The sequence below is a fragment of the Streptomyces sp. NPDC056987 genome, from assembly GCF_042673865.1.
Lineage (GTDB): Bacteria > Actinomycetota > Actinomycetes > Streptomycetales > Streptomycetaceae > Streptomyces.
In genome coordinates this window covers 82,802-98,355 of record NZ_JBHURV010000002.1, presented here as the reverse complement: position 1 = coordinate 98,355, position 15,554 = coordinate 82,802, and the positions used below count along the sequence as shown (strand labels likewise).

The following is a 15,554-nucleotide window of genomic DNA, read 5'->3' as shown; positions in this document are numbered from 1 at the left end:
GCACTGCGGGCACTGCGGACACCGCCGGGTCCGCGTGGTCCGCCATGCCCGCCGGGTCCGCCATGCCCGCCGGGTCCGCCGGGCCTGCCGGGCCCGCCGACGGGATCCGCGCGGCCCGGGTACGGTCCCGCGCCGACGCGTGGACCGCCGCGCTGCGCCGGGCGGCGCCCCTGCTGCCCGCCGTGGCCGTCGTCGCGCTGCTCGCCGTGCCCACGCCGCCGGCCGGCGACGGCTCCGCCGGGTCCGGGAGCGCGGCCGACACCGCCTCCGCCGTACTCGTCCTGCACTGCCTCGTCCGCGTGCTGCGCGCGCGGGCCCGCCCGTTGACCCGTACCGCCGCACTCGTCCTCGGGCTCCCGGTGCTCGGCGTGACCGTCGCCTCGCTCACCGCCGACGACCCCACCGCCACCCTGCCGGGACTGGCGCGCTACCTCCAGATCTTCGTACTCGTACCAGGGGCGCTGCTGCTCCTTCTCCGTGACCGCCGCGACTTCCGGCTGGTCGCCGGGTCGGTGGTCGTGCTCGCGCTGGCGCAGGGGGCGGTCGGCGTCGTGCAGTACCTGACCGGCACCGGCGCCTCGTACCAGGGCGAGGACATCCGCGCCGTCGGCACCTTCGGACCCACCGACATCATGGGGATGGCCACGGTCGTCGCGTACGGGCTGGTCATCTGCGTCGGTTACGCCCTGGGCGGCTCCGCGCGGGCGCCGCGCGGACAGCGGGCCCTCGCGCTCGGCTGCGCCGCGCTGCTCTCCGTACCGCTCCTGCTCTCCTTCAGCCGTGGCGCCTGGATCGCCACCGCCGTGGCGCTCGCGCTGCAACTCGCGCTCTCGGGCCTCCGCAGGGCCGTCGTCGTGGGCCTGGCCGCCGGGGCGCTCGGGGTGGTCCTGGTCGGCGGGCTCGGCATCGGCTCGCAGCTGATCAGCGAACGGGCCGGCTCGATCGCCCGGGTCGCCGACACGCCCGACCAGTCGGTCACCGACCGGTACACGATGTGGGCGGCGGCCACCGGCATGTGGCGCGAGCGGCCCCTCACCGGCGTGGGGCTGAAGGGCTTCCCCGCCTACCGCGACAACCACGCCTCCCTCGCGCTCTCCGCGGGCAGCGACACCTCGGGCGCGGGGATGGGGTTCCAGCGCCAGCCGCTGCTGTCGCCGCACAACATGTATCTGCTCGTCCTGAGCGAACAGGGGATGCTCGGCGTCGTCGCCTTCGCGGGCAGCTGGGCGGGGCTCCTGGTGTGCGCGGTACGCGCGGTGCCGGTGGCGCGCCGCTCCGGTACGGGCGCGGAGTGCGGGCTCGTCGTCACGGGGCTGCTGGTCTGGCAGTTGGCGGACTTCTGTTACGCGGACATCGGCGGCCCGTCGACGGTCCTGACGGCGGTGATGCTCGGCCTGGCGGTGTGGTGGGCACTGGGCTCCGCGCCCGGCCTTCCCGCGGCGCGGGCCGGGCGGCACCCGAACGGTGAGGCCGGTCCGGCGTGAGCGATACGAGGCACTCCCTCCCCGCGGTCCCGCCGCCCTCCACGCCACCGCCCCCGGACACGACCGCGTCGGCCGCCGCCGCGGCGGCCCTCACCGGTGCTGGTGCCGCCGCGCCGGGCGCCGCCGCCGCTTCGGGAACGGTCGCTCCGGCCGGTACCGCCTCGGCCGTGACCGCTCCGGCGGGCGCGGCTCCCGGCACGGCCGTACTCGAACCGGCCGGCCCGACACCGGAGTCCGGGGAGCCCGGCGGGTCCGGCGGGCGCGGGAAGCCCGAGGAGCACAGGGAGTCCGGGGAGCCCGGGGGGCGCGCGGCGCTCTCCTCCGGGCGGTTCCTGGCGCGGGCCGCGTTCCTGACCGCCGCGCTCACCGCCGCCGGATCGCTTCTCGGCCTGCTCCGCGACCAGACCATCGCCCACCTCTACGGCGCGGGCCCCGACACCGACGCCTTCCTCGTCGCCTGGACCGTGCCCGAGGTGGCCGCCACGCTCCTCATCGAGGACGCCATGGCGCTGATCCTCGTACCGGCGTTCAGCCTGGCGCTCGCCCGCCGGGCCGCCCGGTCGCCGCAGGACCGGGCGCGCGACCTGGCGCAGGACCTGGACCTCGACCCCGTACGGCAGCTCACCCGTGCCACGCTGCCCCGGCTCTTCCTCGCGCTCAGCGCGTGCGCGGCGCTGCTGATCGCCCTCGCGCCCTGGGCGGTCGCCGTCCTCGCGCCCGGTCTCCCCGAACCCCGGCTGGCCGTCGACTGCACCCGGCTGACCGCCACGTCCATCTTCACCTACGGCGTCGCGGGCTACTGCAGCGCGGCGCTGCGCGCGCACGGCTCCTTCGTGGCGCCCGCCGCGATCTACGTCGCCTCCAACGTCGGCATCATCTCCACGATGCTGCTGGCCGGCGCGGAGGCGGGGGTGCTCGCGGCCGGGGCCGGGGTCGCCGTCGGCGGCGTGATGATGGTCCTGATCCAGCTCCCCACCCTGTGGAACAGGCTGACGGAGCGCAGGCCCGTGAGCGGTCTGGAGCCCGCGCCTGCTTCCGCCACGCCCGCGCCCGCATCCGTACCCGTACCTGCGACGGCGACAGCGACGGCAACGGCATCCGCCTCGGCATCCGCCTCGGCATCCGCCTCGGTCGCCGAGACCACCCCCACCCCCGCCGCGACCTCGCTCGCCTCGCCCGTCGCCCTCGGACTGCTCGTCCCCGTCGTCGCGTTCGCGCTCAGCCGCCAGTCGCAGGTCCTCGTCGAGCGGTTCCTCGCCGCGCCCCTGCCCGCCGGGGCCATCTCGCACCTCAACTACGCGCAGAAGGTCGCGCAGATCCCGATGACCCTCTCCCTGATGCTCTGCACCGTCACCTTCCCGGTGGTCGCCCGCGCCATGGCGGCCGGGGAGACCGACCGGGCCAGGCGGCGCGTCGAACGGGATCTCGCCCTCGCCGGGATCATCGTGCTCATCGGGGCCGCCACCGTCATCTCCTGCGCCCCGCAGATCATCGAAGTGCTCTTCCAGCGCGGTGAGTTCCACCCCGCGGACACCGCCGCGACCGCCGCCGTGATGCGGGTGTACGCGCTGGGCCTGCTCGGCCACACCCTGGTCGGGGCGCTCGTACGCTGCTACTTCTCCGCCGCGCGCCCCCTCTGGTTCCCCGCGCTCGCCATGACCGCCGGGCTCGCGCTGACGGGCGGCGCGGGCGCCCTGCTGGTCGGCGTCTGGGGGGTGCGCGGCATCGCCGCCGCCAACGCCCTCGGCATCGCCCTCACCGCCGTTCTCATGCTGGGCGCGCTCCACCGCCACAGCGTGCCGGTCAGGACCCGCCACATGACCGGCGGACTGGTCAAGCTCAGCGCCGCCGCCGCGGCGGCCACCGGCTCCGGATGGCTCTGCGCCGCGCTCCTGCCCTCCCCGGTCCTCGCCACGCTCTCCGCCGGCCTGGTGGTGACCGCGGTCTTCCTCGTCATCGCGTACGCCCTGAAGGCCCCCGAGACCGACTCCATCCTCCGCTCCCTCGCCCGCCCCTTCTCACGAAAGCTCGCCGATGCCCGCTCCCGCTGACACGACGTCCGGTGGTCCCCTGTGGGCCGTCATGTACCACTCGGTCGCCGACCCCACCGACGACCCCTACCAGGTGACGGTCTCCCCCGACCGGCTCGAACGCCAGCTCCGCTGGCTGCGCCGGCGCGGTCTGACCGGCGTCTCCATGGCCGAACTGCTGCGCGCCCGCGCCGAGGGGCGGGGCGCCGGGCTCGTCGGGCTCACCTTCGACGACGGGTACGCCGACTTCGTGACGACGGCCGTCCCGCTGCTCCGGCGGTACGGCTGCACCGCGACCGTCTTCGTCCTGCCGGGACGCCCCGGCGGCAGCAACGAGTGGGACCCCCTCGGCCCCCGTAAACCCCTGCTCACCGAGGACGGCGTCCGCGAGGCCGCCGCGGCCGGGATGGAGATCGGCTCCCACGGCCTGCTCCACGTCGACCTCGTCACGGCCGACGACGCCACGCTCGCCGCCGAGACCGGCCGCAGCCGGGAACTGCTGCGCGCCCTCACCGGCACCGAGGTGGGCGGCTTCTGCTACCCGTACGGTACGGTCGACGCCCGGGTCGTCGCGGCGGTGCGCGCCGCCGGGTACGCGTACGGCTGCGCCATCGACCCGGGGCCGCTGACCGGGCTGTTCGCGCTGCCCCGCATCCACGTGGGGGAGGGGGACACCGGCCTCAAGCTGACTCTGAAGCGGCGGCTGCACGGCCGGCGGCGCGCACCCGTCCCGGCCGCCGCCTTCGCGGAGTACGCCCGCTCCGCCGCGTACCGCGCGTCGGTCGCCGGAACGACGGCACCCGCGGCACCCGCGGCACCCGGGGCCCCGACAGCACAGACGACACCGACAGCACCGACGGCCCCGGTGGTCACCCGGTGAAGGGCCTGAAGGTCCTGCATGTCATCACCGGCCTCGGCATCGGCGGCGCCGAGCAGCAACTGCGCCTGATGCTGCGCCAGTTGCCCACCCACAACGAGGTCGTCACCCTCACGGAACCGGGCGCGGTCGCCGACGGCATCGTCGCCGACGGGGTACGCGTCGCCCACCTCGGCATGACCGGGAACCGCGACCTCGCCGCCCTGCCCCGGCTGGCGCGCCTGGTCGGACGGGGCCGGTACGACATCGTCCACACCCATCTCTACCGGGCCTGCCTCTACGGCCGGATCGCGGCCCGCATGGCCGGGGTACGGACGATCGTCGCCACCGAACACTCCCTCGGCGCCGTCCAGATCGAGGGCCGGCCGCTGACCACCGGCGCCCGCGCGCTCTACCTCACCGGGGAGCGGCTCGGCACCGAGACCGTCGCCGTCTCCACCACCGTCGCGCGCCGGCTGGAGCGCTGGGGGGTGCGCCGTGACCGTATCCACGTCGTCCCCAACGGCATCGAGTCGGCGCGCTTCGCCTTCGACGAGAAGGCGCGCCGCGCCGCCCGCGAGCGGCTCGGGCTGGCCGAGGACGCGTTCGTCGTGGGCGGCGTCGGACGGCTCGCCCCCGGCAAGCGGTACGACCGGCTCGTCCGAGCCGTCGCCGAACTGCCGGACGCCCGGCTGCTGTTGGTCGGGGAGGGCCCGGAGCGTACGAACCTGCTGCGGCTCGCCGAGGAGCGCGGCCTGGCCGACCGGATCCTGCTGCCCGGCGCGTGCGAGGACCCGCCGCCCGTCCCGCACCCGGCCGACCTGCCCTCGCTGCTCGCCGCCATGGACGTCTTCGTCTCCACCTCCCACGACGAGGCGTTCGGGCTCGCCGTGATCGAGGCGCTCGCCGCCGGGCTGCCGGTGCTCCACGTGACCTGCCCGGCGCTCCAGGACCTGCCGCCCGAGGCCGCGCCCGGCGCGCGCCGGATCAGCGGCTCCGTCCCCGGGCTCGCCGAGGAGCTGCGGCGGCTGCGGGACCCGTGCCCGCCCCGGCAGCCCGTGCCGTCCGCCGTACGCCACTACGACATCTCCCGCAGCGCCGGGCAGTTGATGGGCGTGTACGAGACCGCCCTCCACCGCCACATCCCCACCCGAGAGGCGAGTCGCCCATGACCCGACAGGCACCCCAGGCACCCGAACAGGCACCCCAGTCCCCCCAGCAGACACCCCAGCAGCCGAGCCGCCGACCGCCCGGGCGCGGCGCTCCCCCCGGCCCGCGCGCGGAGTCCGCGCGGCGCCCGACGGCCCCGGCGCCCCTGCGGCCGTTGAAACAGCTGCGGCGGCTGCGGCGGCTGTTCCGGCCGGTGGCGCTGCCCGCCCGCTGGGTCGTGCCCGCCGCCGTACTGGCCGGGGCGGCGGCCGGTGGCACGTACGGACTGCTCCTCACCCCCGAGTACGCGGCGACCAGCTATGTCGTCGTCGTACCGACGGAGAAGTCGGAGCCGACCGCCGCGCTCGGCTTCGCCACGGCGTACGGACGGGTCGCCTCGCAGGTCGCGGTGGTCGGCGACGCGGCGGTCTGGGCCGGGGTGTCCGCGCGGACCCTCAAGGAGAACGTCCAGACGGCGACCTCGCCCGACGCGCCGATGATCTCGGTGACGGCGACCTCGTCCGACGCGGCGACCGCCGTGAACATGGCGGACAGCGTGGCGCGCTCACTCGTCCTCAACGGCGGCCATCTGCAGGCCAGTACGCACGTCCGCGTCCTCCAGTTCTCCCGGGCCGTCCCGCCGACGTCCCCGGTCACCCCGTCCGCGCCACTGGCCGGGCTGGTCGGCGGCTGCGCGGGCGGGCTGCTCGGCGGACTCGGCCTGCTGGTCCGGCCGAAGCGCTGCCCCGGGACCCCCGCCCACGCCGCGGGGCCGGCCGCGTCCCCCCAGCCGCGGTCGGAAGGGGTCTGATGGCCCTCGGATCCCGGACGCGGAGCGCCGCGCCGCCCTGTGACCCCGTATCCGCGCTGCTCACCGCCGCCCGGTCCGGCGCGGTGTTCACCACGGAGGTGTGCCGCGACACCGGCCGGTTCGCCGAACTCGCCCCGGAGTGGGGCACCCTGTACCGCCGCTGCCGTACGGCCACCCCCTTCCAGAGCCACGCGTGGCTGTACTCCTGGTGGCTGTCGTACGGCCAGGGCTGCGGGGCCGGGGGCGCGCGCGGTGGCCGCGCCGGCCGGGCCGCCCGGCGTGTTCGCGGTGGCCGCGGCCGGCTGCGCGTCGTCCTCGTACGCCGGTCGGGGGAGCCCGTCGCGGCGGCCGCGCTCATGCTCACGCACCGCCCCCTGCCCGTCCTCGTCCATCTCGGCGGTTCGATCTCCGACTTCTCCGACGTCCTCCTCGACGACGAGCACGCCGGCACCGCCGCGCCCGCGCTCGCCGACGCCCTCACGGAGCTGGCCCGTACGGCGGTGATCGACCTGCGCGAGGTACGGCCCGGGGCCGCCGCGGAGCGCGTCTACGACTGCTGGCACGGGCCGCGCCGGCGGCTGACCGACTCCGCCTGCCTGGAACTGCCCGCCGTCCCCATGGACGGACTGCTCGCCCGACTGCCCGCCGCGCGCGCCCAGCGCGTCCGCGCCAAGCTGCGCAAGCTGGACGCGCTCGGCATCGAGGAGCGGATGGTCGAGGGCGCGGAGATCCCGGCCGCCGTCGAACGGCTGCTGGCGCTGCACCGCCTCCAGTGGCAGGGCCGCGGCGTCACCCCCGAACATCTCAGCGGGCGCTTCGCGGAACACCTCACCCGGGCCGTGCGCGCCATGGTGGACTCCGGCGACGCGCGGGTCACCGAGTTCACGCTGGCGGGCGCCGTGGTGGCCGCAGACGTCACCCTGATGTCGGGTCAGCTCGCGGGCGGCTATCTGTACGGGGCCGACCCCGAACTGCGCGCCAGGAAGGCGGATGTCGCCACGATGCTGCTGCGCGGCGGCGCGGCATGGATCGGCGGGAGCGGCCGGGCCACCCTGAGCATGCTGCGCGGCAACGAACCGTACAAGCACCACTGGCGCCCGGAGACCGTCACCAACCAGCGGCTGCTGCTCGCCCGCTCCGCCCTCGCGCCCTCCCTGCACCTCCTGGTCGCCCGGGCGGCGGGACGCGGCCGGGCGGCCGAACTGGTGAAGCGGGCGCGGCCCCGGCTGCGGGTACGGAGAGGCGGCGACAAGGGATGACCTCGCCGCCGCCGCTGTCCGTGCCGGGGACGCGACCTCAGACGCGCCGCCACCAGTCGAGACGGATACAGATCCTGCCGCCCAGCAAGTTCTCCAGCCAGGCACCGAGGTTCAGCGGCCGGCAGCCCTGCGGTCGCTCCGGCGTCGGCGGAAGCGTGGGCGGGGCCGGGGGCGTGGGGGCCGGGGTCGGAAGGGTCGGCGGCGTCGGGGGAACGGGAGGCGTCGGGGTCGGCGCGGGCTGCGGCTCGCCTTCGGACAGCGTCGACCGGAACACCTTCGACGACTCGGGATTCCGGTCGCACTGCCAGACACCGTGGGGGCAGTAATCCGTGACGGTGCTGTACAGCGGCTTGTACGTGTCGATCCATTGCAGCATGCGCCGCACGTACTCGGGGTTGTCCCCATTGCGGAAGAGACCCCATTCCGGATAGGAGACGACCTTTCCATGCGCGGCGGCGAAGTCCACATGCTGCTGGAGACCGAAGTCCTCGGTGACCTGCTCGTCGAAGGTGCGTCCCGGCGGCTGGTCGTACGAGTCCATGCCCATGATGTCCACGACGCCGTCGCCCGGATAACACCGGGTCCAGGGAATGTCGTCCCGTCCCCTGTTCGGGGCGAAATCGAATCGGAATTTCTGTCCGGGCACCTCACGCATGGCGGTGACGATACGGTTCCAGTACGCCTTCCATGCCTCCGGATCAGGACCGCACCGATGCGTGTACGTGTTTCCGTTCATCTCCCAGCCGAGCACGATCACCGTGTCGGGGACACCGAGCGCGACGAGCCGTCGCGCCAGCGTCCTGAAGTGCCCGTCGTACCGCCCGGCCGCCCCTCTGCGCAGCTCGCGGCGGACCAGACGGTCGGGCACCCGCTCCTCGTTCCGCTCCAGCATGGGCACGTTGAGGACGAACAGCCGGTCCTCGCGGGCCTTACGCCATTCGGCCCAGCTCTCCAGGAAGTCCGGAGCGCCCTCGATGTTGGGCCACGTGTCCCCGGGGAGATAGGTGTGCCCCACGCGCAATTCCCGGCCGCCGAGCCATTTCTCCATGGCGGCGATGCGCCGTACGCCGTCCGAGCCGTAGTCGAGATACGCGCCCAGGGCGGGTGAAGGGGCCGCGGGCGGCTTCTGTCTTTCCGTACTGTTTTCCGTGCCACTTTCCGTACGGCCTTCCGCGCTGCTTTCGGCACTGATTTCGGCATGGTCCTCCGTGCCACCGGAATCCGCGGCGGCTCGCTGAACGGGCAGCGCGGCACCGGAGACAAGAAGGCCGGCCGAGATCACACCCAGACAGGTGGTCGTCAGCCTGCGACGTCGTCGAGGGGTCATGTCCGCTCCTTGCGATCGAACGTGCTTCCGTGGCCGCGGGCCGTGGTCACGATGATCACAAAAGTATTTCTAATAGGCCGGTCGGGAGCCGGGCCTGGTGTTCCAGTAGTCCATTCGTGAATTTCATCCCTCGCATGGGGTATCGAAATGAAGGGCACCACCGTGCCGAGCTTTGACACCCGCGTTCCGGCCGTCCTCGTACGGCTCGACCGGAACCCGTTCCACCACGGCACGCTGGGCGCCGTACGCTCCCTCGGCCGCGCCGGGATCGAGGTGCACGCGGTGATCGAGGGCGCGCGCAGCCCCGTCGGACGATCCCGCTATCTGCGCCAGGCCCACCTACGGCCCGAACAGGCACCGGAACTGACGGCCTCTCCGGAACCGGCCACGGGACCCGGAGCCGATCTGGCGGAGGTTCAGCGGCTGCTCCTCTCCATCTCCGACGGGCTCACGGCCCCGGCCGTCCTCATCGCGATGGACGACCTCAGCGCGATCGCCGTGGGCCGGCTCCAGCCGGAGCTGGCGGGCCGTTACCTGCTGCCTGAACAGCCGTCAGGGCTGCCCGAGCGCGTCGCGGACAAGGCCGAGCTGGCCGGGATCTGCCAGGAACTGGGCATGCCGCACCCGCGCACGGTGATCCCGGACGGCGGGGCGGAGGCCGCGGCCGCCGCCTGGTCGCTGGGGCTGCCCGTGGTCGCCAAGTGGAGCAGGCCGTGGCTGCTCCCCGAGGGGTCGGGGCTGCGCAGCACACGCGTCGTCCGCTCCCCCCAGGAGGCGCGCGAGCTGTACGGGCGCAGCGGCGAGGCGGGCAGCAGGCTGCTGCTCCAGGAGTTCCTGCCGCACGGACCCGACCGCGACTGGTTCTTCCACGGGTACAGCGGGCGCGGCCCTGTCGGCGGCTGCCCCCGACTGCTCGGCGCGGCCGGCCGCAAGGACCGGGCCTGGCCGGTGGGCGCGGGACTGACCGCGGTCGGCCGGTGGCTGCCCAACCCGTCCGTGGAGCGGCTGGCCGGCGAACTGGTCGCCGCGCTCGGCTACCGGGGGATCCTCGACCTCGACTTCCGCCGGGAGGCCGCGACGGGCGCGTACCACCTGCTCGACTTCAACCCCCGGCCGGGCGCCCAGTTCCGGCTCTTCACCGACCGCTCCGGCACGGACGTGGTGCGCGCGCTCCACCTCGATCTGACCGGGCGCGGACTTCCCGTGCAGGAGGCGGTGCACGGACGCGCGTTCGTCGTGGAGAACTACGCGCTGCTGTCGCTCCTGTCCCCGGCCGGAAAGGGCGCCCGACGGAAGTCCGGGACGCCGCGCCGGTCCACCGAGACGGCGTGGTGGGCGCCGGACGATCCGCTGCCCGCCTGCGCGATGGCCGTCGCGTGGGGGGCGCATCTCGGGCGCCGCGGCTGGCGGCTGCTGCGCCGCGTCCTGCCGTACCGGTGCACGGGGGAGTCGGGCCGGTCGCCGCGCACCCCGTCCGTACGGCAGCGGCGCGGCAGCCCGGACCACGCAGACCACGCAGACCACGCAGACCACACAGACCACGCAGGTCCCCTGGGCGACGCCCCCGCACCGCGCCGTACCCGATGAACCTGCCCGACCCCTGCCCGACCCTTGCCAACCCCTGCCACCCCTGGCCCAACAGACACGCACAGAGAGCGGGACACACCATGCACGACCTGGTAGTTGTGGGCGCCGGCCCCTACGGACTCTCGATCGCCGCGCACGCCGCCGCGGCCGGGCTCGACCTGCGGGTGTTCGGTACGCCGATGGCCTCGTGGCGGGAGCACATGCCGCCGGGGATGTTCCTGAAGTCCGAACCGTGGGCGTCGAACCTCTCCGACCCGAAGGGTGCCTTCGGTCTCGCCGCCTATGCCGCCACCCTCGGCATGGAGGCCCGGCACGGCGTTCCGCTGCCGGTCGGCCTCTTCGCCTCGTACGGCCTGTGGTTCGCCGAGCGCGCGGCACCGCCGGTCGACGAACGGAACATCACCTCCGTACGGGCCTGCCCCGGCGGGTTCCGGCTGACCGCCGAGGACGGTGAGCAGGTCCTCGCCCGTACGGTGGCGCTCGCCGTCGGCGTGATGCCGTTCATCGACATCCCCGCGCCGCTGCTCGGGCTCGGCCGCGAGCACGTCACGCACAGCAGCCACCACTGCGATCTGGGGCGCTTCGCGGGCGGTGACGTGACGGTCATCGGGGCGGGCCAGGCGGCCCTGGAGACCGCCGCGCTCCTCGCCGAACAGGGCACGTCCGTACGGCTGGTGGCCCGTTCGGCGCGGCTGAACTGGAACACCCTGCCGCCGCCCCTCGACCGCCCCGCGGGCGCGGCGGTCCGCGCCCCGCACACCGGGCTCGGCTGCGGCTGGAAGAACTGGCTCTACGCGGAGACCCCCGGCGTCTTCCGCCGGTTCCCCGAGGAGACCCGCGCCCGGATCTTCACCTCCGCGCTCGGCCCGGCCGGCGCGTGGTGGCTGCGCGAGCGCTTCGAGTCGGCGGCGCGGATCGAGGTACGGCTCGGCGAGAGCGTGGTGACGGCGGCCCCGGCGGGCGGGCGCGTACGGCTGGAGCTGTTCGCCACCACGGGACGGACGGAGACGGTGGAGACCGACCACGTCATCGCCGCCACCGGTTTCACCCCGGGGCTCGACCGGCTCGGGCTGCTGGAGGGCGGACTCGCCGACGGCCTGCGGACCGTGGGCCCGAGCAGGGCGCCCGAGGCGAGCGCCGCCTTCGAGTCCTCGTACCCGGGCCTCTTCCTGGCCGGCCTGCTGAGCGCCCCGTCCTTCGGCCCGTCGATGCGCTTCGTGTACGGGTCGGCCTACACCGCGGAGCGGCTGGTGGCCGGGGTACGGCGGCGGGTCGGCGCCCGGGGCGGGCCGCTCGCGAAGGTGCGCCAGCGCCAGGGAACGCGCCAGGGGCAGCTCTCCGCGAAGTGACGGACGGAGGCCGAGTCCCGCCGGGGAGCGGGGACTCGGCCTCCGTCGAGCCGCCCGGCCCGATCACGGGCGGGCGGCGATTCGGCGCGGAACGAGGGTCAGACGCGGGCCGGGACGCGGGTGCGCCGGTACAGCAGCGCGCCACCGAGGATCAGCCCGGCGCTCGCCGCAGCGGCGCCGAGGAGACGCGGGTCGCCGCCGGTGGCCGCGAGCTGCGGATCGCCGGCGGCGGGCGGTGCGGCCGACCTCGCCGCGGGCAGCACGGCGGACGTGACCGGGTGCGCGCCCTCACCGTGCGGCTCGTGGTGCGGGGGTCCGGCGGGGAAGGACGGGCGTGCGGAGCGGCCCTCCGGCGGCGCGCTGTCCTCGGGCACCTCGTCGGGCGTCTCCGGACCCTCGGGAGCGGCGGGCCGCTCCGGGGGCGCCGGCGGCGTGCCGTTGACGCAGGTGTTGCCGAACACCGGGTTGAGGACGCCCACCAGGTCGGCGGAGTTGCCGCAGGCGTTCACGGGGACATCGACCGGTGTCTCGACGCTGTTGCCCGCGAGCACGCCGGGCGAGCCCTTGGCGATGCTGCTGGCCTCGCTGCCGGATCCGGTGACCATCTGGTGGGGAACGCCGGGGGCGCCGTACTGCGGGGGAGCCTCGTGCCCCTGAGGAGCGTCCTGCCCGTGCGGACCATGCTGCCGCGGAGGCATGTGGTGCTGCGGAGGCGCGTGGTGCTCCGGCGGCTTCGACACGTTGGCGCAGGTGTTGCCGAAGGCGGGGTTGAGGACACCCACCGGGTCCACGGTGTTGCCACAGACGTTCACCGGGATGTCCAGCGGCACCTGGACGTTGTTGCCGGACAGCAGCCCCGGCGACCCGACGGCGGTGCCGTTCGCGTCGGCGGCCTGGGCGTAACCGCCGCCCATGGACAGCACACTGGACGCCGCGGCGGCCGTGAGCAGTCCTTTGCTGATGAGGTCTCGCACTCTGTTTTCTCCTCCTGCCGGCGGGCCGGCCGGCCGTTGTCACGGGTGGGAGCCGGGGCCTGATCCGAACGCCAGACCCCTGCCCACCGAGGCCGGTCCCGGAGCGCGATCGGCACGCGCTCCGGGACCGGAAGGGGGTGTCCCGCGGGACACCCCCGGGACGTCACGGGGTCACAACGTCACTTGTTGACACACTTGTTGCCGCTGGTGGGGTTCAGCAGCGCGATGACGTCGATGGTGTTGCCACAGACGTTGATCGGCACGTGGACGGGAATCTGGACGACGTTGCCCGAGAGGATCCCCGGGGAACCGACGGCAACGCCCTCGGCGCCCGCGTCGGCCATGGCGGGGGCCGCCGCCCCCATGGCCAGGACCAGCCCCGCGACGATCGTTGCAGCCTTCTTGCACTTCATGATGGATCGAGCCCTTTCCGCAGTGGCGAACACATCCGCACGACGGTCGTACGGACACGAGTGGGGGAGCGATCGGCTTCCCGTTCGTACGCTCACTGCTGGAACTCCAACGAGACGGCCGTTCCGAGGAAACTGGCCGGTATTACGATTTTTCCCGTTTCACCCGTTCGCCCCCTTGCGGGATGTCGTTTCCGCGTCGACAGGCCAGGCGGGGAAAGGCGAACGGGCCGTACAGGGCGCCATTGCCCCGTACGGCCCGTTTGGTGTGCGCGAGCGGTGTACCGGCTGGATCAGCCGTTGGCGACACCGTTGCCGGAGAGCACCGGGATGTCGTCCAGGACGTGCGACAGCGGCTCGTCGCCCTTGGCCTGGGTGGAGTTCTCCGCGCACTGCTGGTTCTGCGGGGAGGAGAGTACGTTGACGTCCTGGACGGCGACGGCGGCGAGCAGGCCGAAGACCGCACCCACGTTGGCCTTGACCGGCGCGCCGACGCACAGCTTGTTCAGCGAGCCCTGGATCAGCTCCAGCTGAGGACTCTGGTCGCCCTTGGTCACTGCATTGCCGAAGGACTCCCGGGCGCCGTTGCCGCTGAACGACGTGGTGCCGCCGTCATCGGCGATGGCGAGGGCCGGGGCCGCGGCGGCGGCGGTGAGGCCGACGACGGAGACGGCCACGGCCGCACCCGCCATAATCTTCTTGATCACGGTCTGTTCCTTTTCTCGGGAAATGCATGTGGAGCGACCTGACCAACCAGACGGCGGTGATTTTGGTTCTCCTCGGTTCTCCTGCTTCACCCGATCGGCTTGCTCCGCCCCGCGAGGTAGATCGCCGGTAATAGGCCGTTGGAGTGAAGCGGCACAACCAAACCGGTGGCGGGGAGTTGCACAGGGGGCCCCGGCGATTTTTGGGGCATCCTTCAGAAGGGGACTCATCGTGATCAAGAAGGTTATGGCCGGCGCGGCCGTCGCCGCCTCCGTAGTCGGCGTCTCCGCCGCCACGGCGGCCCCGGCACTCGCCATCGCCAACGACGGCGGTACCACGTCGGCCAGCGGCAACGGCGCTGAGCAGTGGTACGGCAACTCGGCGACCTACGGAAACATGAGCCCGCAGTTCGCGCTCATCCAGGGCTCGTTCAACAAGCCCTGCATCGCCCTCCCCGCCAAGGCGAACATCGGCGGACTCCTGGGTGTGCTGCCGATCTCGGTCCAGGACCTCAACATCCTCTCGTCCCCGCAGAATCAGCAGTGTGTCGAGAACTCGACGCAGGCGAAGGGCGACGAGGCGCTGTCGCACATCCTGGACAACATTCCGATCCTGTCCGGGAACGGCACCGCGAACCGCTGAGAAATCGGTCGTCGGGGCCGGGCAGCCGCTGTTCTCCGCGGCGGCCCGGCCTTTTTGTCTGCGGAGCGGTACTCCATTAGGGGGAACCGCAGAAACTAATCCACCCGTAGGCAGTTGAACGCAATGGATTCCACCGGTGGAGTCCGACTTTCCGGAAAGGTATTTACATGAAGAAGCTGTGGGCGACCGCCGCTGTGGCCGCGACCCTTGTCGGTGCTACGGCCGCCATGGCGTCGCCGGCGCTGGCCATCGCCGATGACGGTGGTACGACGTCCTTCAGCGGCAACGGCGCCGAGCAGAAGTTCGGCAACTCGGTGACCAAGGGCGACCAGAGCCCCCAGCTCGGCCTGGTGCAGGGGTCGCTGAACAAGCCCTGCATCGGTCTGCCGGTCAAGGCGAACGTCGGGGGTCTGATCGGTGTCCTCGCGGTCGCCGTCCAGGACGTCAATGTCCTGTCGTCCCCGCAGAACCAGCAGTGTGTCGAGAACTCGACGCAGGCGAAGGGCGACGAGCCGCTGTCGCACATCCTCGACGACATCCCGGTCCTGTCCGGGAACGGCGTCGGCAACCACTGAGAACCCAACTTTCCGGAAAGGTATTCACCATGAACAAGCTGTGGGCAACCGCCGCTGTGGCCGCGACCCTCGTCGGCGCCACCGCCGCCACGGCGGCGCCGGCGCTCGCCATCGCCGATGACGGTGGTACGACATCCTTCAGCGGCAACGGCGCGGACAGCTCGTTCGGCAACGCCGTCACCAAGGGCGACCAGAGCCCCCAGCTCGGCCTGGTGCAGGGGTCGCTGAACAAGCCCTGCATCGGTCTGCCGGTCAAGGCGAACGTCGGAGGCCTGATCGGTGGCCTCGCGCTCGCGGTCCAGGACGTCAATGTCCTGTCGTCCCCGCAGAACCAGCAGTGTGTCGAGAACTCGACGCAGGCGAAGGGCGACGAGCCGCTGTCGCACATCCTCGACG

The 15,554-nt window shown here is 73.4% G+C and carries 15 protein-coding genes; 11 read left to right on the top strand and 4 right to left on the bottom strand.

Annotated elements, in window-relative coordinates:
* The first annotated feature begins 44 nt into the window (after window positions 1-44).
* The 6 genes from ACFTZC_RS02775 to ACFTZC_RS02750 are packed head-to-tail and all read left to right on the top strand — an operon-like array spanning window position 45 to window position 7,589.
* Complete coding sequence (locus ACFTZC_RS02775; protein ID WP_382886711.1) at window positions 45-1,484, top strand: O-antigen ligase family protein; 1,440 nt, start codon at window positions 45-47, stop codon at window positions 1,482-1,484.
* A complete protein-coding gene (murJ, locus tag ACFTZC_RS02770; protein ID WP_382886196.1) occupies window positions 1,481-3,535 on the top strand; it encodes a murein biosynthesis integral membrane protein MurJ in 2,055 nt (684 codons plus the stop codon). Before ACFTZC_RS02775 ends, murJ begins: the two co-directional genes overlap by 4 nt.
* Window positions 3,519-4,394 carry a polysaccharide deacetylase family protein gene (locus ACFTZC_RS02765; RefSeq protein ID WP_382886195.1) on the top strand — a complete coding sequence of 292 codons (876 nt, stop codon included), beginning with the start codon at window positions 3,519-3,521 and terminating at the stop codon, window positions 4,392-4,394. The genes murJ and ACFTZC_RS02765 overlap by 17 nt, the downstream gene beginning before the upstream one ends.
* 5 nt (window positions 4,395-4,399) lie before the next feature.
* Window positions 4,400-5,542 carry a glycosyltransferase gene (locus ACFTZC_RS02760; RefSeq protein WP_382886710.1) on the top strand — a complete coding sequence of 381 codons (1,143 nt, stop codon included), beginning with the start codon at window positions 4,400-4,402 and terminating at the stop codon, window positions 5,540-5,542.
* Window positions 5,539-6,330 carry a lipopolysaccharide biosynthesis protein gene (locus ACFTZC_RS02755; protein ID WP_382886193.1) on the top strand — a complete coding sequence of 264 codons (792 nt, stop codon included), beginning with the start codon at window positions 5,539-5,541 and terminating at the stop codon, window positions 6,328-6,330. The genes ACFTZC_RS02760 and ACFTZC_RS02755 overlap by 4 nt, the downstream gene beginning before the upstream one ends.
* A complete protein-coding gene (locus ACFTZC_RS02750) occupies window positions 6,330-7,589 on the top strand; it encodes a GNAT family N-acetyltransferase (protein WP_382886191.1) in 1,260 nt (419 codons plus the stop codon). The genes ACFTZC_RS02755 and ACFTZC_RS02750 overlap by 1 nt, the downstream gene beginning before the upstream one ends.
* A 37-nt stretch (window positions 7,590-7,626) precedes the next feature.
* Here ACFTZC_RS02750 and ACFTZC_RS02745 read toward each other — a convergent pair whose 3' ends face one another.
* Entirely contained in the window at window positions 7,627-8,916 is a 1,290-nt protein-coding gene (locus tag ACFTZC_RS02745; protein WP_382886189.1) for a glycoside hydrolase family 26 protein, read from the bottom strand.
* A gap of 162 nt (window positions 8,917-9,078) precedes the next feature.
* Between ACFTZC_RS02745 and ACFTZC_RS02740 the strand changes: the two genes are divergently transcribed.
* Together ACFTZC_RS02740 and ACFTZC_RS02735 are read left to right on the top strand one after the other, a co-directional pair.
* Window positions 9,079-10,503, top strand: a complete 1,425-nt coding sequence (locus ACFTZC_RS02740; protein WP_382886188.1) for an ATP-grasp domain-containing protein — start codon at window positions 9,079-9,081, stop codon at window positions 10,501-10,503.
* Window positions 10,504-10,583: 80 nt separating this feature from the next.
* Window positions 10,584-11,852, top strand: a complete 1,269-nt coding sequence (locus ACFTZC_RS02735) for an FAD-dependent oxidoreductase (protein WP_382886186.1) — start codon at window positions 10,584-10,586, stop codon at window positions 11,850-11,852.
* A 98-nt stretch (window positions 11,853-11,950) separates the two neighbouring features.
* On the opposite strand, the gene ACFTZC_RS02730 is transcribed toward ACFTZC_RS02735, so the two are convergent.
* The 3 genes from ACFTZC_RS02730 to ACFTZC_RS02720 form a co-directional block, all read right to left on the bottom strand.
* A complete protein-coding gene (locus ACFTZC_RS02730; RefSeq protein ID WP_382886184.1) occupies window positions 11,951-12,826 on the bottom strand; it encodes a chaplin in 876 nt (291 codons plus the stop codon).
* A 179-nt stretch (window positions 12,827-13,005) separates the two neighbouring features.
* Window positions 13,006-13,239 (bottom strand): chaplin, encoded by a 234-nt coding sequence (locus ACFTZC_RS02725; RefSeq protein WP_382886182.1) that lies wholly within the window; start codon window positions 13,237-13,239, stop codon window positions 13,006-13,008.
* 290 nt (window positions 13,240-13,529) lie between these two features.
* A complete protein-coding gene (locus ACFTZC_RS02720; protein WP_382886709.1) occupies window positions 13,530-13,940 on the bottom strand; it encodes a rodlin in 411 nt (136 codons plus the stop codon).
* 232 nt (window positions 13,941-14,172) lie between these two features.
* Here ACFTZC_RS02720 and ACFTZC_RS02715 point away from each other — a divergent pair, with 232 nt between their 5' ends.
* The 3 genes from ACFTZC_RS02715 to ACFTZC_RS02705 form a co-directional block, all read left to right on the top strand.
* On the top strand, window positions 14,173-14,583 hold the full coding sequence (locus ACFTZC_RS02715; RefSeq protein ID WP_382886180.1) for a rodlin: 411 nt from the start codon (window positions 14,173-14,175) through the stop codon (window positions 14,581-14,583).
* A 167-nt stretch (window positions 14,584-14,750) separates the two neighbouring features.
* Entirely contained in the window at window positions 14,751-15,158 is a 408-nt protein-coding gene (locus ACFTZC_RS02710; protein ID WP_382886178.1) for a rodlin, read from the top strand.
* Window positions 15,159-15,187: 29 nt separating this feature from the next.
* The coding region (locus ACFTZC_RS02705) for a rodlin (RefSeq protein WP_382886176.1) at window positions 15,188-15,554 on the top strand (367 nt) is incomplete at its 3' end.

Excerpts from the sequence above, each read along its gene's own strand:
- ACFTZC_RS02775 (WP_382886711.1), top strand. The coding sequence starts at position 45 with ATGCCCGCCGGGTCCGCCATGCCCGCCGGGTCCGCCGGGCCTGCCGGG.
- ACFTZC_RS02765 (WP_382886195.1), top strand. The coding sequence starts at position 3,519 with ATGCCCGCTCCCGCTGACACGACGTCCGGTGGTCCCCTGTGGGCCGTC.
- ACFTZC_RS02755 (WP_382886193.1), top strand. The coding sequence starts at position 5,539 with ATGACCCGACAGGCACCCCAGGCACCCGAACAGGCACCCCAGTCCCCC.
- ACFTZC_RS02750 (WP_382886191.1), top strand. The coding sequence starts at position 6,330 with ATGGCCCTCGGATCCCGGACGCGGAGCGCCGCGCCGCCCTGTGACCCC.
- ACFTZC_RS02745 (WP_382886189.1), bottom strand. The coding sequence starts at position 8,916 with ATGACCCCTCGACGACGTCGCAGGCTGACGACCACCTGTCTGGGTGTG.
- ACFTZC_RS02735 (WP_382886186.1), top strand. The coding sequence starts at position 10,584 with ATGCACGACCTGGTAGTTGTGGGCGCCGGCCCCTACGGACTCTCGATC.
- ACFTZC_RS02725 (WP_382886182.1), bottom strand. The coding sequence starts at position 13,239 with ATGAAGTGCAAGAAGGCTGCAACGATCGTCGCGGGGCTGGTCCTGGCC.
- ACFTZC_RS02710 (WP_382886178.1), top strand. The coding sequence starts at position 14,751 with ATGAAGAAGCTGTGGGCGACCGCCGCTGTGGCCGCGACCCTTGTCGGT.